30 protein-coding genes are annotated in these 24,132 nt (G+C 66.3%); 28 read left to right on the top strand and 2 right to left on the bottom strand.

The window, feature by feature from the left end; all coding sequences use genetic code 11:
* The first annotated feature begins 121 nt into the window (after positions 1-121).
* The 5 genes from OG257_RS15885 (at position 122) to tuf (ending at position 8,933) form a co-directional block, all read left to right on the top strand.
* Positions 122-4,021 (top strand): DNA-directed RNA polymerase subunit beta', encoded by a 3,900-nt coding sequence (locus tag OG257_RS15885; RefSeq protein WP_329208301.1) that lies wholly within the window; start codon positions 122-124, stop codon positions 4,019-4,021.
* 547 nt (positions 4,022-4,568) lie between these two features.
* Positions 4,569-4,940 (top strand): 30S ribosomal protein S12, encoded by a 372-nt coding sequence (gene rpsL, locus OG257_RS15880; RefSeq protein WP_003948652.1) that lies wholly within the window; start codon positions 4,569-4,571, stop codon positions 4,938-4,940.
* 2 nt (positions 4,941-4,942) lie between these two features.
* Complete coding sequence (gene rpsG / locus OG257_RS15875; RefSeq protein ID WP_014047773.1) at positions 4,943-5,413, top strand: 30S ribosomal protein S7; 471 nt, start codon at positions 4,943-4,945, stop codon at positions 5,411-5,413.
* Positions 5,414-5,451: 38 nt separating this feature from the next.
* Complete coding sequence (fusA, locus tag OG257_RS15870) at positions 5,452-7,581, top strand: elongation factor G (protein WP_329208298.1); 2,130 nt, start codon at positions 5,452-5,454, stop codon at positions 7,579-7,581.
* 158 nt (positions 7,582-7,739) lie between these two features.
* Entirely contained in the window at positions 7,740-8,933 is a 1,194-nt protein-coding gene (gene tuf / locus OG257_RS15865) for an elongation factor Tu (RefSeq protein ID WP_329208296.1), read from the top strand.
* A gap of 123 nt (positions 8,934-9,056) precedes the next feature.
* Here tuf and OG257_RS15860 read toward each other — a convergent pair whose 3' ends face one another.
* Together OG257_RS15860 and OG257_RS15855 are read right to left on the bottom strand one after the other, a co-directional pair.
* Positions 9,057-11,075 (bottom strand): PIG-L family deacetylase, encoded by a 2,019-nt coding sequence (locus tag OG257_RS15860; protein WP_329215121.1) that lies wholly within the window; start codon positions 11,073-11,075, stop codon positions 9,057-9,059.
* Between the two features lie 180 nt (positions 11,076-11,255).
* The gene (locus OG257_RS15855; protein WP_329208295.1) at positions 11,256-11,717 is read right to left on the bottom strand and encodes a GNAT family N-acetyltransferase; all 462 of its coding nucleotides are present in this window, start codon (positions 11,715-11,717) and stop codon (positions 11,256-11,258) included.
* Between the two features lie 447 nt (positions 11,718-12,164).
* Here OG257_RS15855 and rpsJ point away from each other — a divergent pair, with 447 nt between their 5' ends.
* From rpsJ to OG257_RS15740, 23 genes are all read left to right on the top strand, one after another.
* On the top strand, positions 12,165-12,473 hold the full coding sequence (gene rpsJ / locus OG257_RS15850; protein WP_003948644.1) for a 30S ribosomal protein S10: 309 nt from the start codon (positions 12,165-12,167) through the stop codon (positions 12,471-12,473).
* A gap of 14 nt (positions 12,474-12,487) precedes the next feature.
* Positions 12,488-13,132, top strand: coding sequence for a 50S ribosomal protein L3 (rplC, locus tag OG257_RS15845; protein WP_328905321.1), 645 nt, complete (start codon positions 12,488-12,490; stop codon positions 13,130-13,132).
* A gap of 4 nt (positions 13,133-13,136) precedes the next feature.
* Positions 13,137-13,787: a 50S ribosomal protein L4 gene (gene rplD / locus OG257_RS15840; RefSeq protein ID WP_056796592.1), complete on the top strand. Its 651-nt coding sequence runs from the start codon at positions 13,137-13,139 to the stop codon at positions 13,785-13,787.
* Entirely contained in the window at positions 13,787-14,125 is a 339-nt protein-coding gene (gene rplW / locus OG257_RS15835; RefSeq protein ID WP_031096361.1) for a 50S ribosomal protein L23, read from the top strand. Before rplD ends, rplW begins: the two co-directional genes overlap by 1 nt.
* A 39-nt stretch (positions 14,126-14,164) precedes the next feature.
* Positions 14,165-15,001 carry a 50S ribosomal protein L2 gene (gene rplB, locus OG257_RS15830; protein ID WP_031096363.1) on the top strand — a complete coding sequence of 279 codons (837 nt, stop codon included), beginning with the start codon at positions 14,165-14,167 and terminating at the stop codon, positions 14,999-15,001.
* A gap of 12 nt (positions 15,002-15,013) precedes the next feature.
* Positions 15,014-15,295, top strand: coding sequence for a 30S ribosomal protein S19 (gene rpsS / locus OG257_RS15825; protein WP_023539342.1), 282 nt, complete (start codon positions 15,014-15,016; stop codon positions 15,293-15,295).
* Between the two features lie 42 nt (positions 15,296-15,337).
* The gene (gene rplV, locus OG257_RS15820; RefSeq protein ID WP_004571827.1) at positions 15,338-15,685 is read left to right on the top strand and encodes a 50S ribosomal protein L22; all 348 of its coding nucleotides are present in this window, start codon (positions 15,338-15,340) and stop codon (positions 15,683-15,685) included.
* The gene (gene rpsC / locus OG257_RS15815; protein WP_014047784.1) at positions 15,685-16,521 is read left to right on the top strand and encodes a 30S ribosomal protein S3; all 837 of its coding nucleotides are present in this window, start codon (positions 15,685-15,687) and stop codon (positions 16,519-16,521) included. The genes rplV and rpsC overlap by 1 nt, the downstream gene beginning before the upstream one ends.
* Positions 16,522-16,526: 5 nt before the next feature.
* Positions 16,527-16,946, top strand: coding sequence for a 50S ribosomal protein L16 (gene rplP, locus OG257_RS15810; RefSeq protein ID WP_014047785.1), 420 nt, complete (start codon positions 16,527-16,529; stop codon positions 16,944-16,946).
* The gene (gene rpmC, locus OG257_RS15805; protein ID WP_014047786.1) at positions 16,946-17,170 is read left to right on the top strand and encodes a 50S ribosomal protein L29; all 225 of its coding nucleotides are present in this window, start codon (positions 16,946-16,948) and stop codon (positions 17,168-17,170) included. The genes rplP and rpmC overlap by 1 nt, the downstream gene beginning before the upstream one ends.
* On the top strand, positions 17,170-17,454 hold the full coding sequence (gene rpsQ, locus OG257_RS15800; RefSeq protein ID WP_073718385.1) for a 30S ribosomal protein S17: 285 nt from the start codon (positions 17,170-17,172) through the stop codon (positions 17,452-17,454). Before rpmC ends, rpsQ begins: the two co-directional genes overlap by 1 nt.
* A 100-nt stretch (positions 17,455-17,554) precedes the next feature.
* Positions 17,555-17,923: a 50S ribosomal protein L14 gene (rplN, locus tag OG257_RS15795; protein ID WP_003966950.1), complete on the top strand. Its 369-nt coding sequence runs from the start codon at positions 17,555-17,557 to the stop codon at positions 17,921-17,923.
* A gap of 2 nt (positions 17,924-17,925) precedes the next feature.
* The gene (gene rplX, locus OG257_RS15790) at positions 17,926-18,249 is read left to right on the top strand and encodes a 50S ribosomal protein L24 (protein WP_014047788.1); all 324 of its coding nucleotides are present in this window, start codon (positions 17,926-17,928) and stop codon (positions 18,247-18,249) included.
* Complete coding sequence (gene rplE / locus OG257_RS15785) at positions 18,249-18,806, top strand: 50S ribosomal protein L5 (protein WP_018101220.1); 558 nt, start codon at positions 18,249-18,251, stop codon at positions 18,804-18,806. Before rplX ends, rplE begins: the two co-directional genes overlap by 1 nt.
* Positions 18,807-18,808: 2 nt before the next feature.
* Positions 18,809-18,994 (top strand): type Z 30S ribosomal protein S14, encoded by a 186-nt coding sequence (locus tag OG257_RS15780; protein ID WP_003948630.1) that lies wholly within the window; start codon positions 18,809-18,811, stop codon positions 18,992-18,994.
* A 223-nt stretch (positions 18,995-19,217) separates the two neighbouring features.
* Positions 19,218-19,616 carry a 30S ribosomal protein S8 gene (rpsH, locus tag OG257_RS15775; RefSeq protein ID WP_014154584.1) on the top strand — a complete coding sequence of 133 codons (399 nt, stop codon included), beginning with the start codon at positions 19,218-19,220 and terminating at the stop codon, positions 19,614-19,616.
* A 21-nt stretch (positions 19,617-19,637) separates the two neighbouring features.
* A complete protein-coding gene (gene rplF / locus OG257_RS15770) occupies positions 19,638-20,177 on the top strand; it encodes a 50S ribosomal protein L6 (RefSeq protein ID WP_147959075.1) in 540 nt (179 codons plus the stop codon).
* Between the two features lie 3 nt (positions 20,178-20,180).
* Positions 20,181-20,564, top strand: coding sequence for a 50S ribosomal protein L18 (rplR, locus tag OG257_RS15765; protein ID WP_328905327.1), 384 nt, complete (start codon positions 20,181-20,183; stop codon positions 20,562-20,564).
* A 47-nt stretch (positions 20,565-20,611) separates the two neighbouring features.
* Complete coding sequence (gene rpsE / locus OG257_RS15760; RefSeq protein ID WP_056796577.1) at positions 20,612-21,217, top strand: 30S ribosomal protein S5; 606 nt, start codon at positions 20,612-20,614, stop codon at positions 21,215-21,217.
* On the top strand, positions 21,217-21,399 hold the full coding sequence (gene rpmD, locus OG257_RS15755) for a 50S ribosomal protein L30 (protein WP_093594204.1): 183 nt from the start codon (positions 21,217-21,219) through the stop codon (positions 21,397-21,399). The genes rpsE and rpmD overlap by 1 nt, the downstream gene beginning before the upstream one ends.
* Before the next feature lies 1 nt (position 21,400).
* Entirely contained in the window at positions 21,401-21,856 is a 456-nt protein-coding gene (rplO, locus tag OG257_RS15750; RefSeq protein ID WP_014047794.1) for a 50S ribosomal protein L15, read from the top strand.
* 224 nt (positions 21,857-22,080) lie between these two features.
* Positions 22,081-23,400 carry a preprotein translocase subunit SecY gene (gene secY, locus OG257_RS15745; RefSeq protein WP_329208290.1) on the top strand — a complete coding sequence of 440 codons (1,320 nt, stop codon included), beginning with the start codon at positions 22,081-22,083 and terminating at the stop codon, positions 23,398-23,400.
* Positions 23,400-24,059 (top strand): adenylate kinase, encoded by a 660-nt coding sequence (locus OG257_RS15740; RefSeq protein WP_329208288.1) that lies wholly within the window; start codon positions 23,400-23,402, stop codon positions 24,057-24,059. The genes secY and OG257_RS15740 overlap by 1 nt, the downstream gene beginning before the upstream one ends.
* The last annotated feature ends 73 nt before the right edge of the window (positions 24,060-24,132 follow it).

Below are 24,132 nucleotides of genomic sequence, written 5' to 3'. Positions count from 1 at the left end.
GCCGGCCGGATCCCTGTGATCCGGCCGGCTCTCCCCGGACCCGTTCAGACCATTGCTGAAGTGCCCCGATTTCTCGCTCAGGCGAGGGGGCTCGAACCCCCGAAAGAGGGATTGACGACAAGTGCTCGACGTCAACTTCTTCGACGAGCTGCGGATCGGCCTTGCCACCGCGGACGACATCCGGACCTGGTCCCACGGCGAAGTGAAGAAGCCGGAGACCATCAACTACCGCACGCTCAAGCCCGAAAAGGACGGACTCTTCTGCGAGAAGATCTTCGGTCCGACCCGGGACTGGGAGTGCTACTGCGGCAAGTACAAGCGTGTCCGCTTCAAGGGCATCATCTGTGAGCGTTGTGGCGTCGAGGTCACGCGCGCCAAGGTGCGCCGTGAGCGTATGGGCCACATCGAGCTTGCCGCTCCCGTAACCCACATCTGGTACTTCAAGGGCGTCCCGTCGCGCCTGGGCTACCTGCTGGACCTCGCGCCGAAGGACCTCGAGAAGGTCATCTACTTCGCCGCGTACATGATCACGTTCGTCGACGAGGAGCGCCGCACGCGCGACCTCCCGTCGCTGGAGGCGCATGTCTCCGTCGAGCGCCAGCAGGTCGAGAACCGCCGTGACTCGGACCTCGAGAACCGTGCCAAGAAGCTCGAGACCGACCTGGCCGAGCTCGAGGCCGAGGGTGCCAAGGCCGACGTGCGCCGCAAGGTGCGCGAAGGTGCCGAGCGTGAGATGAAGCAGCTGCGCGACCGTGCGCAGCGCGAGATCGACCGTCTCGACGAGGTGTGGAGCCGCTTCAAGAACCTCAAGGTCCAGGACCTCGAGGGCGACGAGCTGCTCTACCGCGAGCTGCGTGACCGTTTCGGCACGTACTTCGACGGCTGCATGGGTGCTGCTGCCCTGCAGAAGCGCCTTGAGTCCTTCGACCTCGACGAGGAGGCCGAGCGCCTCCGCGAGATCATCCGTACCGGCAAGGGCCAGAAGAAGACCCGTGCGCTCAAGCGCCTCAAGGTCGTCTCCGCGTTCCTGCAGACCAGCAACAAGCCCAAGGGCATGGTGCTCGACTGCGTGCCGGTCATCCCGCCGGACCTGCGTCCGATGGTGCAGCTGGACGGTGGCCGCTTCGCGACCTCCGACCTGAACGACCTGTACCGCCGTGTGATCAACCGCAACAACCGCCTCAAGCGTCTCCTTGACCTCGGTGCCCCCGAGATCATCGTGAACAACGAGAAGCGGATGCTGCAGGAGGCCGTCGACGCACTGTTCGACAACGGCCGCCGCGGTCGCCCGGTCACCGGTCCCGGTAACCGTCCCCTGAAGTCCCTCAGCGACATGCTGAAGGGCAAGCAGGGCCGTTTCCGTCAGAACCTCCTCGGCAAGCGTGTGGACTACTCCGCGCGTTCCGTGATCGTCGTCGGTCCGCAGCTCAAGCTGCACCAGTGCGGTCTGCCGAAGGCGATGGCGCTGGAGCTCTTCAAGCCGTTCGTGATGAAGCGCCTGGTGGACCTGAACCACGCGCAGAACATCAAGTCGGCCAAGCGCATGGTCGAGCGTGGCCGCACCGTCGTGTACGACGTCCTCGAAGAGGTCATCGCCGAGCACCCGGTGCTGCTGAACCGTGCGCCCACCCTGCACCGCCTCGGCATCCAGGCCTTCGAGCCCCAGCTGGTCGAGGGCAAGGCCATCCAGATCCACCCGCTCGTCTGCACCGCGTTCAACGCGGACTTCGACGGTGACCAGATGGCCGTGCACCTTCCGCTCTCCGCGGAGGCGCAGGCCGAGGCCCGCATCCTGATGCTGTCCTCGAACAACATCCTGAAGCCGGCCGACGGCCGTCCCGTCACCATGCCTACCCAGGACATGGTGCTGGGCCTCTTCTTCCTCACCACGGACGAGGAGGAGCGCAAGGTCATCGGTCAGGGCCGTGCGTTCGGTTCGACGGCTGAAGCGATCATGGCCTTCGACGCCCGCGAGCTCTCGCTCCAGGCGCGGGTCGACATCCGCTTCCCGGTGGGCACCATCCCGCCGCGTGGCTGGGTGCCGCCGGTCGCCGAGGAGGGCGAGCCCGAGTACCAGCCGGGTGACACCTTCCGGCTGCGTACGAGCCTGGGCCGCGCGCTCTTCAACGAGCTGCTGCCCGAGGACTACCCGTTCGTCGACTACTCGGTGGGCAAGAAGCAGCTCTCCGAGATCGTCAACGACCTGGCAGAGCGCTACCCCAAGGTCATCGTGGCGGCGACGCTCGACAACCTGAAGGCAGCCGGCTTCCACTGGGCGACCCGTTCCGGGGTCACCGTCTCTGTTGCCGACATCGTCGTCCCCGAGGCCAAGAAGGCCATCGTCAAGGGCTACGAGGAGCAGGACGAGAAGGTCCAGAAGCAGTACGAGCGCGGTCTGATCACCAAGGACGAGCGCACGCAGGAGCTCATCGCGATCTGGACCAAGGCGACCAACGAGGTTGCCGAGGCGATGAACGCGAACTTCCCGAAGACGAACCCCATCTTCATGATGGTTGACTCGGGTGCCCGAGGAAACATGATGCAGATGCGTCAGATCGCGGGTATGCGTGGTCTGGTGTCGAACGCGAAGAACGAGACCATCCCGCGTCCGATCAAGGCGTCCTTCCGTGAGGGCCTCACCGTTCTGGAGTACTTCATCTCCACGCACGGTGCCCGTAAGGGTCTGGCGGACACCGCCCTGCGTACCGCCGACTCGGGTTACCTGACCCGTCGTCTGGTGGACGTCTCGCAGGACGTCATCATCCGCGAGGAGGACTGCGGCACCGACCGCGGCCTCAAGCTGAAGATCGCCGTCAAGGGTGCGGACGGTGTGCTCCGCAAGACGGAGGACGTCGAGACCTCGGTCTACGCCCGCATGCTCGCCGAGGACGTCGTCGTCGACGGCAAGGTCATCGCGCCTGCCAACGTCGACCTCGGTGACGTCCTGATCGACGCCCTGGTGGGCGCCGGCGTCGAGGAGGTCAAGACCCGCTCGGTCCTGACCTGTGAGTCCGCGGTCGGCACCTGTGCCTTCTGCTACGGACGCTCGCTCGCCACCGGCAAGCTGGTCGACATCGGTGAGGCGGTCGGCATCATCGCCGCCCAGTCCATCGGTGAGCCCGGTACCCAGCTGACGATGCGTACCTTCCACACCGGTGGTGTGGCGGGTGACGACATCACGCAGGGTCTGCCCCGAGTCGTCGAGCTCTTCGAGGCCCGTACGCCCAAGGGTGTCGCCCCGATCTCGGAGGCCAAGGGCCGTGTCCGGATCGAGGAGACCGAGAAGACCAAGAAGCTCGTCGTCACGCCGGACGACGGCAGCGAGGAGACGCCGTTCCCGATCTCCAAGCGTGCCCGTCTGCTGGTCGGCGAGGGCGACGCGGTCGAGGTGGGCCAGAAGCTCACCGTCGGTGCCACGAACCCGCACGACGTGCTGCGGATCCTCGGTCAGCGCGCGGTCCAGGTCCACCTGGTCGGCGAAGTCCAGAAGGTCTACAACTCGCAGGGCGTGTCGATCCACGACAAGCACATCGAGATCATCATCCGGCAGATGCTGCGCCGAGTGACGATCATCGAGTCCGGCGACGCTGAGCTGCTGCCGGGCGAGCTCGTCGAGCGGTCGAAGTTCGAGGTCGAGAACCGTCGTGTGGTCACCGAGGGCGGTCACCCCGCCTCCGGCCGTCCGCAGCTGATGGGTATCACCAAGGCCTCGCTCGCCACCGAGTCGTGGCTGTCGGCGGCGTCCTTCCAGGAGACGACCAGGGTTCTGACCGACGCGGCGATCAACGCCAAGTCGGACTCCCTGATCGGCCTCAAGGAGAACGTCATCATCGGTAAGCTCATCCCGGCCGGTACGGGTCTGTCCCGCTACCGCAACATCCGGGTCGAGCCGACCGAGGAGGCCAAGGCCGCGATGTACTCGGCCGTCGGCTACGACGACATCGACTACTCGCCGTTCGGCACGGGCTCCGGCCAGGCCGTTCCGCTGGAGGACTACGACTACGGTCCGTACAACCAGTAAGCGAGTCGCTTGATACGACCGAAGGGCGGTCACCCCGTTTCGTACGGGGTGGCCGCCCTTCGGCGTGCGGGCCGGCGGACCGTGAGGTGCCTCACCCGGGGCGGCGGTACCGGGTGAGGGTCCGGCGTGGGGCGCGTGCGCCGGCGGGCGGGCGCGCGGTGGGCCGTTTACGCTGGTGGGAAGCGCTGTACCGGCCGTACGGGTGCGGCCGGGCCCCTGGCGTCCGGGGGATGCGCACCCGGTGGCGGAGGCCGGTGCGGGCCTCTGTGTGCCCTGTGGCGACAGGCAGGGCTTCGGGCCGGGCCGTGCCCCGGGGCATTTGTTTTGACCGGAGTCCGTGAGGTAGGTACGCTCAAGCCTTGTGCCTGGGGTGTGCCTGGGCTCGGGTGCGTGTCCTCAACCGCATCGCGAGTCCGTAAGTGGCCACCGCAATCTGCGCTCCTTCTGCCTCAGGGCAGGAGCTTGCAGTATTCGACACACCCGACCGCGTGGGTCGGCGAGTGTTCCAGGTTAGTTTCACCGACGGCACACAGAAACCGGAGAAGTAGTGCCTACGATTCAGCAGCTGGTCCGGAAGGGCCGGCAGGACAAGGTCGAGAAGAACAAGACGCCCGCGCTCGAGGGTTCGCCCCAGCGTCGCGGCGTCTGCACGCGTGTGTTCACGACCACCCCGAAGAAGCCGAACTCGGCCCTCCGTAAGGTCGCGCGTGTGCGTCTGACCTCCGGCATCGAGGTCACGGCCTACATTCCGGGTGAGGGACACAACCTGCAGGAGCACTCCATCGTGCTCGTGCGTGGTGGCCGTGTGAAGGACCTGCCGGGTGTTCGTTACAAGATCATCCGCGGCTCCCTTGACACCCAGGGTGTCAAGAACCGCAAGCAGGCCCGCAGCCGCTACGGCGCCAAGAAGGAGAAGTAAGAATGCCTCGTAAGGGCCCCGCCCCGAAGCGCCCGGTCATCATTGACCCGGTCTATGGTTCTCCTCTTGTCACCTCGCTGATCAACAAGATCCTGCTCAACGGCAAGCGTTCCACTGCCGAGCGGATCGTGTACGGCGCCATGGAAGGCCTCCGCGAGAAGACCGGCGCTGACCCGGTCATCACGCTGAAGCGCGCGCTTGAGAACGTCAAGCCCTCGCTCGAGGTCAAGTCCCGCCGTGTCGGTGGCGCCACCTACCAGGTGCCGATCGAGGTCAAGCCCGGTCGCGCCGCCACCCTCGCTCTGCGCTGGGTCGTCGGTTACTCCCGCGCCCGTCGCGAGAAGACCATGACCGAGCGCCTCATGAACGAGCTGCTCGACGCCTCCAACGGTCTTGGCGCAGCTGTCAAGAAGCGCGAGGACACCCACAAGATGGCCGAGTCGAACAAGGCCTTCGCGCACTACCGCTGGTAGTCGCTTACCCCATCGAGACCGAGAGAAGATTGAGCCTTATGGCCACCACTTCGCTTGACCTGGCCAAGGTCCGCAACATTGGGATCATGGCCCACATCGACGCGGGCAAGACGACCACCACCGAGCGGATCCTCTTCTACACCGGCGTTTCGTACAAGATCGGTGAAGTCCACGACGGCGCAGCCACGATGGACTGGATGGAGCAGGAGCAGGAGCGCGGCATCACGATCACGTCGGCCGCGACGACCTGTCACTGGCCGCTCAATGAGGTTGATCACACGATCAACATCATTGACACCCCGGGTCACGTCGACTTCACCGTCGAGGTGGAGCGTTCGCTCCGCGTCCTCGACGGTGCCGTCACCGTGTTCGACGGTGTGGCGGGCGTCGAGCCCCAGTCCGAGACTGTCTGGCGTCAGGCGGACCGCTACGGCGTGCCGCGTATCTGCTTCGTCAACAAGCTCGACCGCACCGGTGCAGAGTTCCACCGCTGCGTCGACATGATCATCGAGCGCCTCGGCGCTGTTCCGCTGGTCATGCAGCTTCCCATCGGCGCCGAAGCCGACTTCAAGGGTGTCGTCGACCTCGTGTCGATGAAGGCCTTCGTGTGGTCGGAAGAAGCCGCCAAGGGCGAGATGTACGACACCGTCGACATCCCGGACACGCACGTCGAGGCAGCCGAGGAGTGGCGCGGCAAGCTGCTCGAGGCCGTCTCGGAGAACGACGACGCGATGATGGAGCTGTACCTGGAGGGCGTCGAGCCCACCGAGGAGCAGCTGCACGAGGCGATCCGTCGGATCACCCTCGCGTCGAAGGGCACGGCCGACTCCGTCACCGTGACCCCCGTGTTCTGTGGCACCGCGTTCAAGAACAAGGGCGTTCAGCCCCTGCTCGACGCGGTCGTCCGCTACCTGCCTTCCCCCCTGGACGTCGAGGCCATCGAAGGCCACGACGTGAAGGACCCGGAGCAGGTCATCAAGCGGCAGCCTTCGGACGACGAGCCGTTCTCCGGCCTGGCGTTCAAGATTGCGAGCGACCCGCACCTGGGCAAGCTCACCTTCGTCCGGATCTACTCCGGTCGCCTCGAGGCCGGCACCGCGGTGCTGAACTCGGTCAAGGGCAAGAAGGAGCGCATCGGGAAGATCTACCGCATGCACGCGAACAAGCGTGAGGAGATCCCCTCGGTGGGCGCCGGTGACATCGTCGCCGTCATGGGCCTGAAGCAGACCACCACCGGTGAGACGCTGTGTGACGACAAGAACCCGGTCATCCTGGAGTCCATGGACTTCCCGGCGCCGGTCATTCAGGTCGCCATCGAGCCCAAGTCCAAGGGTGACCAGGAGAAGCTGGGTGTAGCCATCCAGCGTCTCTCGGAGGAGGACCCCTCCTTCCAGGTGCACTCCGACGAGGAGACCGGCCAGACCATCATCGGTGGTATGGGCGAGCTTCACCTCGAGGTGCTCGTCGACCGCATGAAGCGCGAGTTCCGCGTCGAGGCGAACGTCGGCAAGCCCCAGGTCGCGTACCGCGAGACGATCCGCAAGACCGTCGAGCGCATCGACTACACGCACAAGAAGCAGACTGGTGGTACCGGCCAGTTCGCGAAGGTGCAGATCGCCCTCGAGCCCATCGAGGGTGGCGACGCCTCCTACGAGTTCGTCAACAAGGTCACCGGTGGCCGCATCCCCCGTGAGTACATTCCCTCGGTGGACGCGGGTGCCCAGGAAGCCATGCAGTTCGGCATCCTGGCCGGTTACGAGATGGTCGGCGTCCGCGTCACCCTTCTCGACGGTGGTTACCACGAGGTCGACTCCTCGGAGCTCGCCTTCAAGATCGCCGGTTCGCAGGCGTTCAAGGAGGGTGCCCGCAAGGCGTCCCCCGTGCTCCTCGAGCCGATGATGGCCGTCGAGGTCACCACGCCCGAGGACTACATGGGCGATGTCATCGGCGACCTCAACTCCCGCCGTGGCCAGATTCAGGCCATGGAGGAGCGCAGCGGCGCTCGCGTCGTGAAGGGCCTCGTGCCCCTCTCGGAGATGTTCGGCTACGTCGGAGACCTCCGCAGCAAGACCTCGGGTCGCGCAAGCTACTCGATGCAGTTCGACTCCTACGCCGAGGTTCCGCGGAACGTCGCCGAGGAGATCATCGCGAAGGCCAAGGGCGAGTAACTCTTCCGAGTCAACGCTTTAGGCTTGTCACCGGAGCCTGGCCGGGCATTCGTCGCAGCGCGCAAGCAATGCGGCGAATGCCCCCGGCACCGGCATTCCAGCAAAGATCACCTGGCGCCGATGAAGCAAGGCGTACAGAACCACTCAGGAGGACCCCAGTGGCGAAGGCAAAGTTCGAGCGGACTAAGCCGCACGTCAACATCGGCACCATCGGTCACATCGACCACGGTAAGACGACCCTCACGGCCGCCATTACCAAGGTGCTGCACGACGCGTACCCCGACCTGAACGAGGCCTCGGCCTTCGACCAGATCGACAAGGCTCCCGAAGAGCGCCAGCGTGGTATCACGATCTCGATCGCTCACGTTGAGTACCAGACCGAGTCGCGTCACTACGCCCACGTCGACTGCCCCGGTCACGCGGACTACATCAAGAACATGATCACGGGTGCCGCGCAGATGGACGGCGCGATCCTCGTGGTTGCCGCCACCGACGGCCCGATGCCGCAGACCAAGGAGCACGTGCTCCTGGCCCGCCAGGTCGGCGTTCCCTACATCGTCGTCGCCCTGAACAAGGCCGACATGGTGGACGACGAGGAGATCCTGGAGCTCGTCGAGCTCGAGGTCCGTGAGCTCCTCTCCGAGTACGAGTTCCCGGGCGACGACCTTCCGGTCGTCAAGGTCTCGGCGCTCAAGGCGCTCGAGGGCGACAAGGAGTGGGGCCAGACCGTTCTGGACCTCATGGCCGCCGTCGACGAGTCCATCCCGCAGCCCGAGCGTGACGTCGAGAAGCCGTTCCTCATGCCCATCGAGGACGTCTTCACGATCACCGGTCGCGGTACGGTCGTCACCGGCCGCATCGAGCGTGGTGTCCTGAAGGTCAACGAGACCGTCGACATCGTCGGTATCAAGACCGAGAAGACCACCACCACGGTCACCGGCATCGAGATGTTCCGCAAGCTGCTCGACGAGGGCCAGGCCGGTGAGAACGTCGGTCTGCTTCTTCGTGGCATCAAGCGCGAGGACGTCGAGCGCGGCCAGGTCATCATCAAGCCGGGTTCGGTCACGCCGCACACCGAGTTCCAGGCGCAGTCCTACATCCTGTCGAAGGACGAGGGTGGCCGTCACACCCCGTTCTTCAACAACTACCGCCCGCAGTTCTACTTCCGTACCACGGACGTGACGGGCGTTGTGACCCTCCCCGAGGGCACCGAGATGGTCATGCCGGGTGACAACACCCTCATGGACGTCGCGCTGATCCAGCCGGTCGCCATGGAAGAGGGCCTGAAGTTCGCCATCCGTGAGGGTGGCCGGACCGTGGGCGCCGGCCAGGTCACCAAGATCATCAAGTAATTACTTGATCGTCTGACCTGGTAGCTCCGCACAGAGCACCAAGAAGGGCCCCGGCCCGCCGCGCAAGCGGTGGACCGGGGCCCTTCGGCATGCCCGGGATTCCGTGACGGCCGTTCCGTCCGCCTACGGCCGCCAGATCCACGGCACGGCGTCCGGTCCCAGGCCCACCACCGCGGGGCGGCCGTCCGCGCCGAGGTGGAGCGCGGTTCCGTCGAGGGCCGCGGGCCCCCGGGTCCGTACGGAGAGGCCCCGGCCGGTACGGAGCTGGATCAGGCCCTCCTCGGTGCGGCCGAGCAGCATCGGGCCGAGCGGGGCGGGGGCGGCGGCCACGGGCCCGTACCCGTCGAAGTCGTCGCGGTCCGCGGCGGCCCCCGCCCGCACCGCCGTCAGCCGGGACGACGCGCGGGCCCGGTAGAACAGCTCCACGGACCCGTCGGCGCCCACGAGCGCGGTCGGCGGGTCTCCGGGTACCGGCGCCCCGGTGAGCTCGGCGCGGGCGGTCAGCCCGTCGCCGGGCGCGTCCTGGGTCCAGTGGTGCACGGCGTGACGGCCGGCCGCGTGGACGTGGACGCGGCCCGCTCCGTCCACCGCCGTGCTCAGCCCGTCCTGGACCGCGCCGCCGCCCAGGTCCCGCCAGCCGCTCCAGCGGCCCGCCGCGTCGCGCACCCGCGTGCTGAGGCCCTTCTCGGCGTTCCTCACGAAGAGGTGGACCCGCCCGTCGGGGGCCGTGACGGCCACCGGGACGCCGATGCGGCGCCCGTGGTCCTGACCCCGGGCGGGGTTGCCGAGGCCCCGCCAGGCACGGAAGCCGCCGCCGGGGGAGCGCTGCTCCAGCAGCACTATCTCGCGCTCGTTGTCGCTGCCGTGGCCGCCGAGCGCGGCGAAGCGCAGCCCGAGGAGCAGCTGCCTGCCGTCGGGCAGCACCGCCGAGCCCAGGGACGGGGCGAGCGGGCCGCCGCCGAGGTCGTCCGGTTCGTCCCAGACCCCGCTGCCGGGTGCGCTCTCGCGCCACCGGACCGCGCGCAGCCCCAGTACCCCGTAGGCGACGAGTCGCCCGTCCGGCTCGGCGGCGACGGCGGGGCGGGCCCCCGGGTAGCGGTGGTGGGTGGAGCGGACCCAGCCCTTCCTGTTGGTCAGGGGGCGGTCGCCGCCGACGTTGTAGTCCCCGCACCCGGACGGATTGCCGCACTCCCAGTCCGGGGACCCGCCGTACGGGACGAGGTGGCCGGCCTTCTCGGCCAGCACACCGGGCGGCAGGTTCTTGGGCCAGTGGCGGTTGTAGTACCCGCGGAACGAGGTGACGGCGAAGCCGGGTACGGCACCGCCGTCCCCGGTCGACCGCGCCACCCAGCGGATCATCGCCGCCCAGGCGAAGCAGCCGGCCGCCGTGTGGTCGGCGTGGTCGGAGTAGCCGCGCTGCTCGCTGTCCCGCCGGCGGACCGCCTCGGGGCTGTGCTGGATGTCCGGGTCGGGGTCCAGGGTGTGGACGACGGTGGGCCGGTAGCGCTCCAGGAGCCCGGCGATGACGTCGACGAGACCCTCGTACGTGTAGGAACCGGCCCTGCGCAGCGGTGAGTCGGCGGCGACGACGGTACGCAGGACGAGGTGGCGGTCCCGCCAGAGGCTCGGCAGCCCGAGACGGCCGTGCGAGGTGTGCATGGCGGTGTTGAGGAAGATCAGCTCGACCCGGCGCGCGCCGTTCGCGAGGACGTTGATCTCGGCCCGGTGGCGGCCGTGCAGGGTGACGACGGACCGCTGCCAGGGGGTGAACCTGCCGAGCCCGAGGAGGGTCGCGTACGCCTGCCGGAGGCCCTGATGGCGTGAGGAGGAGTACGCGGCCCGGTCCGGGGCCGGCCGCCCGGCACCGGGGACCTTGTTGACGCCGTCGGCCTCGCCCGCCGTGAGATAGACGCAGACCAGGGGCGTCCCGGCGTCGAGCAGCTGCCGGGTGTCCGGGTTCATGAAGTACAGGTCGTCGTCCGGGTGGGCGAGTATCTGCATGAGCAGGGCCCGCCGCGTACTGCTGATCGGGAAGCCCGGGGCGGGGTTCGGCGTGGGGTTGCGGCGCCGGGGGGCCGGTACGGAACAGGCGCTGAGGGCGGCCGTCGCGGTGGCCGCCAGCAGGGCGGTGCGCCGGGGCACCCCTCTTCCGGGCAGGGCAGATCGATCCGTCACGCCGCGCACTCCGTCCGCTTCCGCTTCCCCCGCAGCGGACGCATGGGCGACCCTGTGCTGCGTACGACCAACTCGGTGCAGGTCAGGGTCGGTCGGCCCGGTCCTGCGGGGGGATAGACGGAGATGCGCGCGGGCAGGTTGCCCCGGTCAGGTCCTCGGTGCGCGGACCATGAAGACGTCGACGGGGTCCTCGTCCTCCAGGACGAAGCCGTGGCGCTCGTACAGACGCCTTGCCGCGCTGCCCTGGAGCACGTTCAGCCGGACGGTGGTGCCCTCGGCGTCCGTGCGGGCCAGGAGTGCGCGCAGGACCGCGGAGCCGAGCCCGCGGCCCTGGAGAGCGGGGGAGAGGTAGAAGTGCTCCAGCCAGAGGCCGCCGCCCTCACGCGGGCGCAGGGCGACGCAGCCCGCGAAGACCCCGTCGGCCTCCACGACCGAGGTGTGCGCGGGGACGTAGGCGTCCCGCAGGCGCTGTCGTACGCGATGTTCGTCGTAGCGGCCCAGACGCTCCAGGTCGGGGCGCATCACGGCCGCCCGGAGCTCCACGATCGTCTCGAGGTCCCGCAGGTCAGCGAGCCGCAGCGTCCAGGCAGGGGCCGTGTTCGTATCCACGGGGAGAGTTTCGCAGGAGGGGTACGGGGGCCCGGTGACAGCCCCGGGCGTGCCCGCGTTTGACCATCCGACCACGGGGGGTAAGATCCTCCGCCCGATTGGCCAGGCCTGCGACCCGTATGGCACACTAGCCAGGTTGCTCGGTTGAGTGTCAATGCTGCGCGCCTCCCGCCGGGAGGACCGGAAGCGAGTCCCACAGTACTCGTCGACCCCATGCGGGTCGGACGTACGGGAATCTTTCGGGAAGTTCAGCAGGGCGCAGACCAGGCACCCGGTGGGTGTTTCGCCCCCGGCCGCGAGGTCTCAGGCCCGCACCCCCTTGGTTGGGATTTCCTTCGGGAGATTTTCGTAGAGGGGATGCGACACGCCCGACCGCGTGGGTCGGAGGTGGAGTTCTTAGAACTCCCGGGTTCCAGAGCGTTATGAGAGACAGGACTACTAGTAGCCATGGCGGGACAGAAGATCCGCATCCGGCTCAAGGCCTACGACCACGAGGTCATCGACTCCTCGGCGAAGAAGATCGTCGAGACGGTGACCCGCACTGGTGCGTCGGTCGCAGGCCCGGTGCCGCTGCCCACTGAGAAGAACGTGTACTGCGTCATCAAGTCGCCGCACAAGTACAAGGACTCTCGCGAGCACTTCGAGATGCGCACGCACAAGCGCCTCATCGACATTCTCGACCCCACGCCGAAGACGGTTGACTCGCTGATGCGCCTCGACCTGCCGGCTGGCGTCGACATCGAGATCAAGCTCTGAGGGGACGGGCCGAGATGAGCAAGAACATCAAGGGCGTCCTGGGCGAGAAGCTCGGCATGACCCAGGTCTGGGACGAGAACAACCGGGTTGTCCCGGTGACCGTCGTCAAGGCCGGTCCGTGCGTCGTGACGCAGGTCCGCACCAACGACAGCGACGGCTACGAGTCGGTCCAGATCGCCTTCGGCGAGATCGACCCGCGCAAGGTGAACAAGCCCCTCAAGGGCCACTTCGCCAAGGCCGACGTGACCCCGCGCCGCCACCTGGTGGAGCTCCGCACCCCTGACTCCAGCGAGTACACGCTGGGCCAGGAGATCACTGCCGAGGTGTTCGAGTCCGGCGTCAAGGTTGACGTCACGGGCAAGAGCAAGGGCAAGGGCTTCGCCGGTGTCATGAAGCGTCACAACTTCAAGGGCCTCGGCGCCGGCCACGGCGTCCAGCGCAAGCACCGTTCCCCCGGTTCGATCGGTGGCTGCGCCACCCCTGGGCGTGTCTTCAAGGGCATGCGCATGGCCGGCCGGATGGGCAACGAGCGCGTCACCACCCAGAACCTGACCATCCACGCGGTTGACGCGGAGAAGGGTCTGCTGCTCATCAAGGGCGCAGTCCCCGGTCCGAACGGCGGCCTCGTCCTGGTCCGTACCGCGGCCAAGGGGGCTTGAGGTAATGAGCACCATTGACATCCTTTCGCCGGCAGGCGACAAGGCCGGTACCGTCGAGCTCCCCGCGGAGATCTTCGACGCGAAGACCAGCGTTCCGCTGATCCACCAGGTCGTTGTCGCACAGCTGGCAGCTGCCCGTCAGGGCACGCACTCGACCAAGCGCCGCGGTGAAGTCCGCGGTGGTGGCCGTAAGCCTTACCGCCAGAAGGGCACCGGCCGCGCCCGCCAGGGTTCGACCCGTGCGCCGCAGTTCGCGGGCGGTGGCGTCGTCCACGGCCCGAAGCCGCGTGACTACTCGCAGCGCACCCCGAAGAAGATGAAGGCCGCCGCCCTGCGCGGTGCCCTCTCCGACCGGGCGCGTCACTCGCGCATCCACGTCGTCACCGGCGTGGTCGAGGGTGGAGTTTCCACGAAGGCCGCCAAGACGCTGTTCGGCAAGATCTCGGAGCGCAGCAACCTGCTCCTGGTCGTCGACCGCGCCGACGAGGCCGCGTGGCTGTCCGCACGCAACCTGCCCCAGGTGCACATCCTGGAGCCGGGCCAGCTGAACACGTACGACGTGATCGTCTCTGACGACGTGGTCTTCACTCAGGCCGCTTTCGAGTCCTTCGTGTCTGGCCCCCAGACCGCTGAGACCGAAGGGAGCGACGCCTGATGAGCGAGGCGACCGTTACCAGCTCGACCATCACGAGCAAGACCTACTCGGACCCGCGCGACGTTCTCGTCAAGCCGGTTGTGTCCGAGAAGAGCTACGCGCTGCTCGACGAGAACAAGTACACGTTCATCGTCGCGCCGGGCTCCAACAAGACCCAGATCAAGCAGGCCGTGGAAGCGGTCTTCTCGGTCAAGGTCACCGGGGTCAACACGATCAACCGGCAGGGCAAGCGCAAGCGGACCAAGACCGGCTTCGGCAAGCGCGCTGACACCAAGCGCGCCATCGTGACCCTCGCCGAGGGCGACCGTATCGACATCTTCGGCGGCCCGACCTCCTGACGGAGGTCGAGTCGTCCGGAATCGGACGAGGACTGAGAAATGGGTATCCGCAAGTACAAGCCGACGACCCCGGGCCGTCGTGGCTCCAGCGTCGCCGACTTTGTCGAGATCACGCGGTCCACGCCGGAGAAGTCGCTGGTCCGCCCCCTGCACAGCAAGGGCGGCCGTAACAACGCCGGTCGTGTGACCGTTCGCCACCAGGGCGGTGGCCACAAGCGCGCCTACCGAGTGATCGACTTCCGTCGTCACGACAAGGACGGCGTGCCGGCCAAGGTCGCGCACATCGAGTACGACCCGAACCGCACTGCGCGCATCGCGCTGCTGCACTACGCGGACGGCGAGAAGCGTTACATCGTCGCTCCCCGTGGTCTGTCGCAGGGTGACCGCATCGAGAACGGGCCGACCGCAGACATCAAGCCGGGCAACAACCTGGCGCTGCGCAACATCCCGGTCGGTACGACCATCCACGCCATCGAGCTGCGGCCCGGCGGCGGCGCGAAGTTCGCCCGTTCCGCGGGTGCCTCCGTGCAGCTGCTGGCGAAGGAGGGCACGATGGCCCACCTTCGTATGCCTTCCGGAGAGATCCGGCTGGTCGACGCCCGCTGCCGCGCCACCATCGGTGAGGTCGGCAACGCCGAGCAGTCGAACATCAACTGGGGCAAGGCCGGCCGTATGCGCTGGAAGGGCGTACGCCCGACCGTCCGCGGTGTCGCGATGAACCCGGTTGACCACCCGCACGGTGGTGGTGAAGGCAAGACCTCCGGTGGACGTCACCCGGTCTCGCCGTGGGGTCAGAAGGAGGGTCGTACTCGCTCGCCGAAGAAGGCATCGAGCAAGTACATCGTCCGCCGCCGCAAGACGAACAAGAAGCGCTAGGAGCGGGTTTAGATGCCGCGCAGTCTCAAGAAGGGGCCCTTCGTCGACGGCCACCTCATCAAGAAGGTGGACGTACAGAACGAGGCAGGCACCAAGAACGTCATCAAGACCTGGTCCCGTCGCTCGATGATCATCCCGGCCATGCTGGGCCACACCATCGCGGTGCACAACGGCAAGATCCACGTCCCGGTGTTCGTCACCGAGTCGATGGTCGGCCACAAGCTCGGTGAGTTCTCGCCGACTCGCACCTTCCGCGGCCACGTCAAGGACGACCGGAAGTCGAAGCGCCGCTAGCGCGGGGTGGAAACGACTATGACTTACACCGAAGGGACAACCATGGAAGCCAGGGCCCAGGCGCGGTACATCCGCGTCACGCCCATGAAGGCCCGCCGAGTGGTGGACCTCATCCGTGGCATGGATGCCACGGAGGCTCAGGCGGTCCTGCGTTTCGCCCCGCAGGCCGCGAGCGTGCCGGTTGGCAAGGTGCTTGACAGCGCCATTGCCAACGCTGCACACAACTACGACCACACCGACGCCTCTTCGCTGGTCATCAGCGAGGCGTACGTGGACGAGGGCCCGACCCTGAAGCGGTTCCGTCCGCGTGCTCAGGGCCGTGCCTACCGGATCCGTAAGCGGACCAGCCACATCACCGTGGTCGTCAGCAGCAAGGAAGGAACCCGGTAATGGGCCAGAAGGTTAACCCGCATGGGTTCCGGCTCGGCATTACCACGGACTTCAAGTCCCGTTGGTACGCCGACAAGCTGTACAAGGACTACGTCAAGGAAGACGTTGCCATTCGTCGCATGATGACGAAGGGCATGGAGCGTGCCGGTATCTCGAAGGTTGAGATCGAGCGCACCCGCGACCGCGTCCGCGTTGACATCCACACTGCCCGCCCGGGCATCGTCATCGGTCGCCGTGGCGCCGAGGCCGACCGCATCCGTGGCGAGCTGGAGAAGCTGACCGGCAAGCAGGTCCAGCTGAACATCCTCGAGGTCAAGAACCCCGAGGTGGACGCTCAGCTGGTGGCCCAGGCCGTCGCCGAGCAGCTCTCCTCCCGCGTCTCCTTCCGTCGTGCCATGCGTAAGAGCATGCAGAGCACGATGAAGGCCGGCGCAAAGGGCATCAAGATCCAGTGCGGTGGCCGCCTCGGCGGCGCCGAGATGTCCCGCTCGGAGTTCTACCGCGAGGGCCGCGTGCCCCTGCACACGCTCCGTGCGAACGTCGACTACGGCTTCTTCGAGGCCAAGACGACCTTCGGCCGCATCGGTGTGAAGGTCTGGATCTACAAGGGCGACGTCAAGAACATCGCCGAGGTCCGCGCCGAGAACGCAGCGGCTCGCGCCGGCAACCGTCCGGCTCGTGGCGGCGCTGACCGCCCGGCCGGCCGTGGTGGCCGTGGTGGCGAGCGTGGCGGTCGCGGCCGCAAGCCGCAGCAGTCCGCGCCGGCAGCAGAGGCCCCCAAGGCCGACGCTCCCGCCGCCGCTGCTCCGGCTGAGAGCACCGGAACGGAGGCCTGACCGAAATGCTGATCCCCCGTAGGGTCAAGCACCGCAAGCAGCACCACCCGAAGCGCAGCGGTATGTCCAAGGGTGGCACGCAGGTTGCGTTCGGCGAGTACGGCATCCAGGCGCTGACCCCGGCGTACGTGACGAACCGCCAGATCGAGGCAGCTCGTATCGCGATGACCCGCCACATCAAGCGTGGCGGCAAGGTCTGGATCAACATCTACCCGGACCGCCCCCTGACGAAGAAGCCTGCCGAGACCCGCATGGGTTCCGGTAAGGGTTCTCCCGAGTGGTGGATCGCGAACGTCAAGCCCGGTCGGGTGATGTTCGAGCTGTCCTACCCGAACGAGAAGATTGCTCGTGAGGCGCTCACCCGCGCTGCTCACAAGCTTCCGATGAAGTGCCGGATCGTTCGGCGCGAGGCAGGTGAGTCGTGATGTCGGCCGGTACCAAGGCGTCCGAGCTGCGCGAGCTGGGCAACGAGGAGCTCCTCAACAAGCTCCGCGAGGCCAAGGAAGAGCTGTTCAACCTCCGCTTCCAGGCGGCGACGGGCCAGCTCGAGAACCACGGTCGGCTCAAGTCCGTCCGTAAGGACATCGCCCGGATCTACACCCTGATGCGCGAGCGCGAGCTGGGCATCGAGACGGTGGAGAGCGTCTGATGAGCGAGAAGACTGTGACTGAGACCAACACTGACCGCGGTTTCCGCAAGACCCGTGAGGGTCTGGTCGTCAGCGACAAGATGGACAAGACCGTCGTCGTCGCTGTCGAGGACCGCGTCAAGCACGCGCTGTACGGCAAGGTCATCCGCCGTACGAACAAGCTCAAGGCCCACGACGAGCAGAACGCTGCAGGCGTCGGCGACCGCGTCATCATCATGGAGACGCGTCCGCTGTCCGCTTCGAAGCGCTGGCGCATCGTCGAGATCCTCGAGAAGGCCAAGTAATTCCTGAAGGGCTTCCCCCTCAGGCAAGTTCCGCCAGGCTCGGCGGGGGCTCCTTCACCGGAGCCCCCGCCGGGAACCGGCAGACGATCAGGAGATAGACGTGATCCAGCAGGAGTCGCGACTGCGCGTCGCCGACAACACGGGTGCGAAGGAAATTCTCACCATCCGTGTTCTCGGTGGCTCGGGTCGCCGCTACGCGGGCATCGGTGACGTCATCGTCGCCACCGTCAAGGACGCGATCCCCGGTGGCAACGTGAAGAAGGGTGACGTCGTCAAGGCCGTCATCGTTCGCACCGTCAAGGAGCGTCGTCGTCAGGATGGCTCGTACATCCGCTTCGACGAGAACGCCGCTGTCATTCTCAAGAACGACGGCGACCCCCGCGGCACCCGTATCTTCGGCCCCGTGGGCCGAGAGCTGCGCGAGAAGAAGTTCATGAAGATCATCTCGCTCGCGCCGGAGGTGCTGTAAGCATGAAGATCAAGAAGGGCGACCTGGTTCAGGTCATCACCGGTAAGGACAAGGGCAAGCAGGGCAAGGTCATCGTTGCCTTCCCCGCTCAGGACCGCGTCCTCGTCGAGGGTGTCAACCGGGTCAAGAAGCACACCAAGGCCGGTCAGACGGCTCGCGGCTCGCAGACGGGTGGCATTGTCACCACCGAGGCCCCGATTCACGTCAGCAACGTTCAGCTGGTCGTGGAGAAGGACGGCAACAAGGTCGTCACCCGCGTCGGCTACCGCTTTGACGACGAGGGCAAGAAGATCCGCGTTGCCAAGCGGACCGGTGAGGACATCTGATGACGACCACCACTGCGCCGCGTCTCAAGACGCGCTACCGCGAGGAAATCGCCGGCAAGCTGCGTGAGGAGTTCTCGTACGAGAACGTCATGCAGATCCCCGGTCTGGTCAAGATCGTGGTCAACATGGGTGTGGGCGACGCCGCCCGCGACTCCAAGCTGATCGACGGTGCCGTCAAGGACCTCACCACGATCACCGGCCAGAAGCCGGCCGTCACCAAGGCCCGCAAGTCGATCGCGCAGTTCAAGCTGCGCGAGGGGCAGCCGATCGGCTGCCACGTCACCCTCCGTGGTGACCGCATGTGGGAGTTCCTGGACCGTACGCTGTCGCTCGCGCTTCCGCGTATCCGTGACTTCCGTGGCCTGTCGCCGAAGCAGTTCGACGGCCGTGGCAACTACACCTTCGGTCTCACGGAGCAGGTCATGTTCCACGAGATCGACCAGGACAAGATCGACCGGGTCCGGGGCATGGACATCACCGTGGTCACCACGGCGACCAACGACGACGAGGGTCGTGCCCTGCTTCGTCACCTCGGCTTCCCGTTCAAGGAGAACTGACCGTGGCGAAGAAGGCTCTGATCGCTAAGGCCGCCCGTAAGCCGAAGTTCGGCGTGCGCGGGTACACCCGCTGCCAGCGCTGCGGCCGGCCCCACTCCGTCTACCGCAAGTTCGGCCTGTGCCGCGTGTGCCTTCGTGAGATGGCTCACCGTGGCGAGCTGCCGGGCGTGACCAAGAGCTCCTGGTAATTCTCCTTCGCCCCTAGGGGCTTGGGAGGACCAGAAAGCTCTCGGTAAGTATCTGGTCGGCAGGAGCCCCGCTCTTCATGCCGTAGGCTTGAAGGGTTGGGCGCCTGCCGCCCTGACCGACTTACTACGCCGTAGGTCCCCGCACCGCACCCGTCCCGCCACTGAGTGGGGAGAGGGATGGCGCATACAGGAAACCCCGGCGAGAGAGGCCGAAGGCCAACTCATGACCATGACTGATCCCATCGCAGACATGCTCACGCGTCTGCGTAACGCGAACTCGGCGTATCACGACGATGTCGCAATGCCGCACAGCAAGATCAAGTCGCACATCGCGGAGATCCTCCAGCAGGAGGGCTTCATCACCGGCTGGAAGGTCGAGGACGCCGAGGTCGGTAAGAGCCTCGTCCTCGAGCTGAAGTTCGGGCCGAACCGCGAGCGTTCGATTGCCGGCATCAAGCGCATTTCGAAGCCGGGTCTGCGTGTATACGCAAAGTCCACCAATCTGCCGAAGGTTCTCGGCGGCCTGGGCGTGGCGATCATCTCCACGTCCCACGGTCTCCTGACCGGCCAGCAGGCCAGCAAGAAGGGCGTAGGTGGGGAAGTCCTCGCCTACGTCTGGTAGTCGGGAACGGAGGAATAGCTCATGTCGCGAATCGGCAAGCTCCCCATCCAGGTTCCCGCCGGTGTGGACGTCACCATCGATGGCCGCACGGTCGCGGTGAAGGGCCCCAAGGGTTCCCTCTCGCACACCGTTGCCGCGCCGATCGAGGTCACCAAGGGTGAGGACGGCGTGCTCAACGTCGTCCGCCCTAACGACGAGCGTCAGAACAAGGCCCTTCACGGCCTGTCCCGCACGCTGGTGGCGAACATGATCACCGGCGTGACCGCGGGATACAGCAAGGCGCTCGAGATCAGCGGTGTCGGTTACCGAGTCCAGGCGAAGGGCTCCAACCTGGAGTTCGCCCTGGGCTACAGCCACCCGATCCTCATCGAGGCTCCGGAAGGCATCACCTTCAAGGTCGAGTCGCCCACGAAGTTCAGTGTCGAGGGCATCGACAAGCAGAAGGTCGGCGAGGTCTCCGCGAAGATCCGCAAGCTGCGGAAGCCCGACCCGTACAAGGCCAAGGGCGTCAAGTACGCCGGCGAGGTTATCCGCCGCAAGGTCGGAAAGGCGGGTAAGTAAGCCATGGCATACGGTGTAAAGATCGCCAAGGGTGACGCCTACAAGCGTGCCGCCCTCAAGCGCCGCCACATCCGCGTCCGCAAGCACATCTCCGGTTCGCCGGAGCGGCCGCGCCTGGTTGTGACGCGTTCCAACCGCCACATGGTGGCTCAGGTCATCGACGACGTCGCGGGCCACACGCTCGCGTCGGCATCGACCCTGGACGCTTCCATCCGTGGTGGCGAGGGTGACAAGAGCACCCTGGCCAAGCAGGTCGGGGCCCTGGTCGCCGAGCGCGCCAAGGCCGCAGGCGTCGAGGCCGTCGTGTTTGACCGCGGTGGTAACCAGTACGCCGGGCGGATTGCCGCTCTGGCTGACGCCGCCCGTGAAGCCGGGCTGAAGTTCTAAGCCCCGGTTCCTACGCACAGCGGACGTAACAGAGAGAGGTAATTCCAATGGCTGGACCCCAGCGCCGCGGAAGCGGTGCCGGTGGCGGCGAGCGGCGGGACCGGAAGGGCCGTGACGGTGGCGCCAGCGCCGCCGAGAAGACCGCGTACGTCGAGCGCGTCGTCGCGATCAACCGCGTCGCCAAGGTTGTGAAGGGTGGTCGTCGCTTCAGCTTCACCGCGCTGGTCGTGGTGGGCGATGGTGACGGTACCGTCGGTGTCGGATACGGCAAGGCCAAGGAAGTTCCCGCGGCCATCGCCAAGGGCGTTGAAGAGGCCAAGAAGAGCTTCTTCAAGGTTCCGCGTATCCAGGGCACCATCCCTCACCCGATCCAGGGCGAGAAGGCTGCGGGCGTTGTCCTGCTCAAGCCTGCTTCCCCCGGTACCGGTGTGATCGCGGGTGGCCCGGTGCGCGCCGTTCTGGAGTGCGCCGGCGTTCACGACATCCTGTCGAAGTCGCTCGGTTCTTCGAACCCGATCAACATCGTGCACGCGACCGTGGCGGCCCTCCAGGGCCTGCAGCGTCCCGAGGAGATCGCGGCTCGCCGTGGTCTGCCCCTCGAGGACGTCGCCCCCGCGGCTCTGCTTCGTGCACGTGCGGGAGCGGGTGCGTAATGGCTCGCCTCAAGATCACGCAGACGAAGTCGTACATCGGCAGCAAGCAGAACCACCGCGACACCCTGCGTTCGCTCGGGCTCAAGCGCCTGCACGACGTAGTTGTCAAGGATGACCGCCCCGAGTTCCGCGGAATGGTTCACACCGTCCGCCACCTCGTGACGGTTGAGGAGGTTGACTGATATGGCGGAGAACAGCCCGCTGAAGGCCCACAACCTCCGGCCTGCCCCGGGCGCCAAGACCGCCAAGACCCGTGTGGGTCGTGGTGAGGCGTCCAAGGGTAAGACCGCAGGCCGTGGTACCAAGGGTACGAAGGCTCGTTACCAGGTTCCGGAGCGCTTCGAGGGTGGCCAGATGCCCCTCCACATGCGTCTCCCGAAGCTCAAGGGCTTCAAGAACCCGTTCCGCACGGAGTACCAGGTCGTGAACCTGGACAAGCTCGCGACGCTCTACCCCGAGGGTGGAGAGGTCACGGTGGCCGATCTGGTCGCCAAGGGCGCTGTGCGCAACAACCACCTCGTCAAGGTCCTCGGACAGGGCGAGATCTCCGTGGCACTGCAGGTTTCGGTTGACGCCGTTTCCGGCTCCGCCAAGGAGAAGATTGCCGCCGCAGGCGGCACCGTCACCGAACTCGTCTGAGACAACACGGACAATTCGGTGGTCTGAACATCCGACCGGGGATGCCTCTCATATGGGGCATCCCCGGTTGGTCGTTCCTAGGGGGGCATGTCCGCCGGTAAGGTGGCGTCCACTGTTGCTGTGGTAAGCCCTGGGCAAGCGCCCGGGGACCATTGACTGTTACCTAATCGTCGATCCTCAAGACCGTCACCTCTACGCATTGCGCGGGGGTCGCAGGAGGCACCGTGCTCACCGCGTTCGCCCGGGCGTTCAAGACGCCCGACCTGCGCAAGAAGCTGCTCTTCACGCTCGGCATCATCGTGCTCTACCGTCTCGGGGCGCACATTCCCGTACCCGGGGTGAGCTACGAGAACGTCCAGATTTGTGTTGACCAGGCAAGCAAGGGCAATAACAGCCTCTTCGGCCTGGTGAACATGTTCAGCGGTGGTGCACTGCTGCAGATCACGATCTTCGCGCTCGGCATCATGCCGTACATCACGGCCAGCATCATTCTTCAGCTGCTGACCGTCGTCATCCCCCGACTGGAAGCCCTCAAGAAGGAGGGGCAGTCGGGCCAGGCAAAGATCACGCAGTACACGCGTTATCTGACCGTGGCGCTGGCGATCCTCCAGGGCACCGGCCTGGTGGCAACCGCCCGCAGCGGGGCGCTGTTCAGCGGCTGCCCCGTCGCCGACCAGATCGTCCCCAACCAGTCGATCTTCACGACCGTCGTCATGGTGGTCACCATGACCGCCGGAACTGCCGCCGTCATGTGGCTCGGTGAGATCATCACCGACCGCGGCATCGGCAACGGCATGTCGATCCTGATGTTCATCTCGATCGCCGCCAGCTTCCCCGGCGCCCTGTGGGCCATCAAGCAGAGCGGCAAGCTCGCCGACGGCTGGATCGAGTTCATCACCGTCATCCTCATCGGCTTCGTCATGGTCGGCCTCGTCGTCTTCGTCGAGCAGGCCCAGCGACGGGTTCCGGTGCAGTATGCGAAGCGCATGATCGGCCGCCGGTCGTACGGCGGTACGTCCACTTACATCCCGTTGAAGGTGAACCAGGCGGGTGTGATTCCCGTCATCTTCGCTTCTTCGCTGCTCTACATCCCGGCTCTGATCGTCCAGTTCTCCAACTCCACTGCGGGCTGGGCGACCTGGATCCAGGACCACTTCGTCAAGGGTGACCACCCGTACTACATCGCGACGTACTTCCTGTTGATCGTGTTCTTCGCCTTCTTCTATGTGGCGATTTCGTTCAACCCCGAGGAAGTCGCCGACAACATGAAGAAGTATGGTGGCTTCATCCCGGGTATCCGGGCTGGTCGCCCGACCGCCGAGTACCTGAGCTACGTGCTCAACAGGATCACTTGGCCGGGCTCGCTGTATCTGGGTCTGATCGCACTCGTGCCGACGATGGCGTTGGCAGGCTTCGGCGGTGCCAACCAGAACTTCCCGTTCGGCGGGACAAGCATCCTCATCATCGTGGGTGTGGGTCTGGAAACCGTGAAGCAGATCGAGAGTCAGCTCCAGCAGCGCAATTACGAAGGGTTCCTCCGCTGATGCGAATCGTCCTCGTCGGGCCGCCCGGTGCCGGCAAGGGAACGCAGGCTGCGTACCTTGCCAAGAACCTGTCGATTCCGCACATCTCCACGGGCGACCTCTTCCGCGCCAACATCAGCCAGGGCACCGACCTTGGCAAGCAGGCCCGCGCCTACATGGACGCGGGACAGCTGGTGCCGGACGAAGTCACCATCGGAATGGCCAAGGACCGCATGTCCCAGCCGGACGCCGTGAACGGCTTCCTGCTCGACGGCTTCCCCCGCAACGTGGGGCAGGCCGAGGCGCTTGACGAGATGCTCAGGAGTGAGAGCGTCAAGCTGGACGCGGTGCTCGACCTGGAGGTCCCCGAGGACGAGGTGGTCAAGCGCATCGCGGGCCGCCGCATCTGCCGGAACGAGAGCGCTCACGTCTTTCACGTGACGTACAACCCGCCGAAGACCAGCGGAGTCTGCGACGAGTGCGGCGGCGAGCTGTACCAGCGCGACGACGACAGCGAAGAGACGGTGCGTACCCGGCTCGAGGTCTACCACACGCAGACCGAGCCGATCATCGACTACTACCGGGCCCAGGGCCTGGTCGTGACGATCTCGGCGCTCGGCAAGGTCACCGATGTGACCGAGCGGGCCATGGAGGCTCTCAAGAGCTCCGACGAGGGCTGACGCCCCCGCGTTTCACCACTGCAGCCGGCCGCGGCGCCTCAGGGCGTCGCGGCCTGCTGTTTGCGCCGTATCG

The organism is Streptomyces sp. NBC_00683, from assembly GCF_036226745.1.
Lineage (GTDB): Bacteria > Actinomycetota > Actinomycetes > Streptomycetales > Streptomycetaceae > Streptomyces.
The sequence above is the reverse complement of the archived record's forward strand: the minus strand, read 5'-3'. Positions and strand labels throughout refer to the sequence as shown.

What these genes read in the sequence shown, in the direction of transcription:
- rpsG (WP_014047773.1), top strand. Translation starts at nt 4,943, where the DNA reads ATGCCTCGTAAGGGCCCCGCCCCGAAGCGCCCGGTCATCATTGACCCG.
- fusA (WP_329208298.1), top strand. Translation starts at nt 5,452, where the DNA reads ATGGCCACCACTTCGCTTGACCTGGCCAAGGTCCGCAACATTGGGATC.
- rpsJ (WP_003948644.1), top strand. Translation starts at nt 12,165, where the DNA reads ATGGCGGGACAGAAGATCCGCATCCGGCTCAAGGCCTACGACCACGAG.
- rplC (WP_328905321.1), top strand. Translation starts at nt 12,488, where the DNA reads ATGAGCAAGAACATCAAGGGCGTCCTGGGCGAGAAGCTCGGCATGACC.
- rplD (WP_056796592.1), top strand. Translation starts at nt 13,137, where the DNA reads ATGAGCACCATTGACATCCTTTCGCCGGCAGGCGACAAGGCCGGTACC.
- rplW (WP_031096361.1), top strand. Translation starts at nt 13,787, where the DNA reads ATGAGCGAGGCGACCGTTACCAGCTCGACCATCACGAGCAAGACCTAC.
- rplB (WP_031096363.1), top strand. Translation starts at nt 14,165, where the DNA reads ATGGGTATCCGCAAGTACAAGCCGACGACCCCGGGCCGTCGTGGCTCC.
- rpsS (WP_023539342.1), top strand. Translation starts at nt 15,014, where the DNA reads ATGCCGCGCAGTCTCAAGAAGGGGCCCTTCGTCGACGGCCACCTCATC.
- rplV (WP_004571827.1), top strand. Translation starts at nt 15,338, where the DNA reads ATGGAAGCCAGGGCCCAGGCGCGGTACATCCGCGTCACGCCCATGAAG.
- rpsC (WP_014047784.1), top strand. Translation starts at nt 15,685, where the DNA reads ATGGGCCAGAAGGTTAACCCGCATGGGTTCCGGCTCGGCATTACCACG.
- rplP (WP_014047785.1), top strand. Translation starts at nt 16,527, where the DNA reads ATGCTGATCCCCCGTAGGGTCAAGCACCGCAAGCAGCACCACCCGAAG.
- rpmC (WP_014047786.1), top strand. Translation starts at nt 16,946, where the DNA reads ATGTCGGCCGGTACCAAGGCGTCCGAGCTGCGCGAGCTGGGCAACGAG.
- rpsQ (WP_073718385.1), top strand. Translation starts at nt 17,170, where the DNA reads ATGAGCGAGAAGACTGTGACTGAGACCAACACTGACCGCGGTTTCCGC.
- rplX (WP_014047788.1), top strand. Translation starts at nt 17,926, where the DNA reads ATGAAGATCAAGAAGGGCGACCTGGTTCAGGTCATCACCGGTAAGGAC.
- rplE (WP_018101220.1), top strand. Translation starts at nt 18,249, where the DNA reads ATGACGACCACCACTGCGCCGCGTCTCAAGACGCGCTACCGCGAGGAA.
- rpsH (WP_014154584.1), top strand. Translation starts at nt 19,218, where the DNA reads ATGACCATGACTGATCCCATCGCAGACATGCTCACGCGTCTGCGTAAC.
- rplF (WP_147959075.1), top strand. Translation starts at nt 19,638, where the DNA reads ATGTCGCGAATCGGCAAGCTCCCCATCCAGGTTCCCGCCGGTGTGGAC.
- rplR (WP_328905327.1), top strand. Translation starts at nt 20,181, where the DNA reads ATGGCATACGGTGTAAAGATCGCCAAGGGTGACGCCTACAAGCGTGCC.
- rpsE (WP_056796577.1), top strand. Translation starts at nt 20,612, where the DNA reads ATGGCTGGACCCCAGCGCCGCGGAAGCGGTGCCGGTGGCGGCGAGCGG.
- rpmD (WP_093594204.1), top strand. Translation starts at nt 21,217, where the DNA reads ATGGCTCGCCTCAAGATCACGCAGACGAAGTCGTACATCGGCAGCAAG.
- rplO (WP_014047794.1), top strand. Translation starts at nt 21,401, where the DNA reads ATGGCGGAGAACAGCCCGCTGAAGGCCCACAACCTCCGGCCTGCCCCG.
- OG257_RS15740 (WP_329208288.1), top strand. Translation starts at nt 23,400, where the DNA reads ATGCGAATCGTCCTCGTCGGGCCGCCCGGTGCCGGCAAGGGAACGCAG.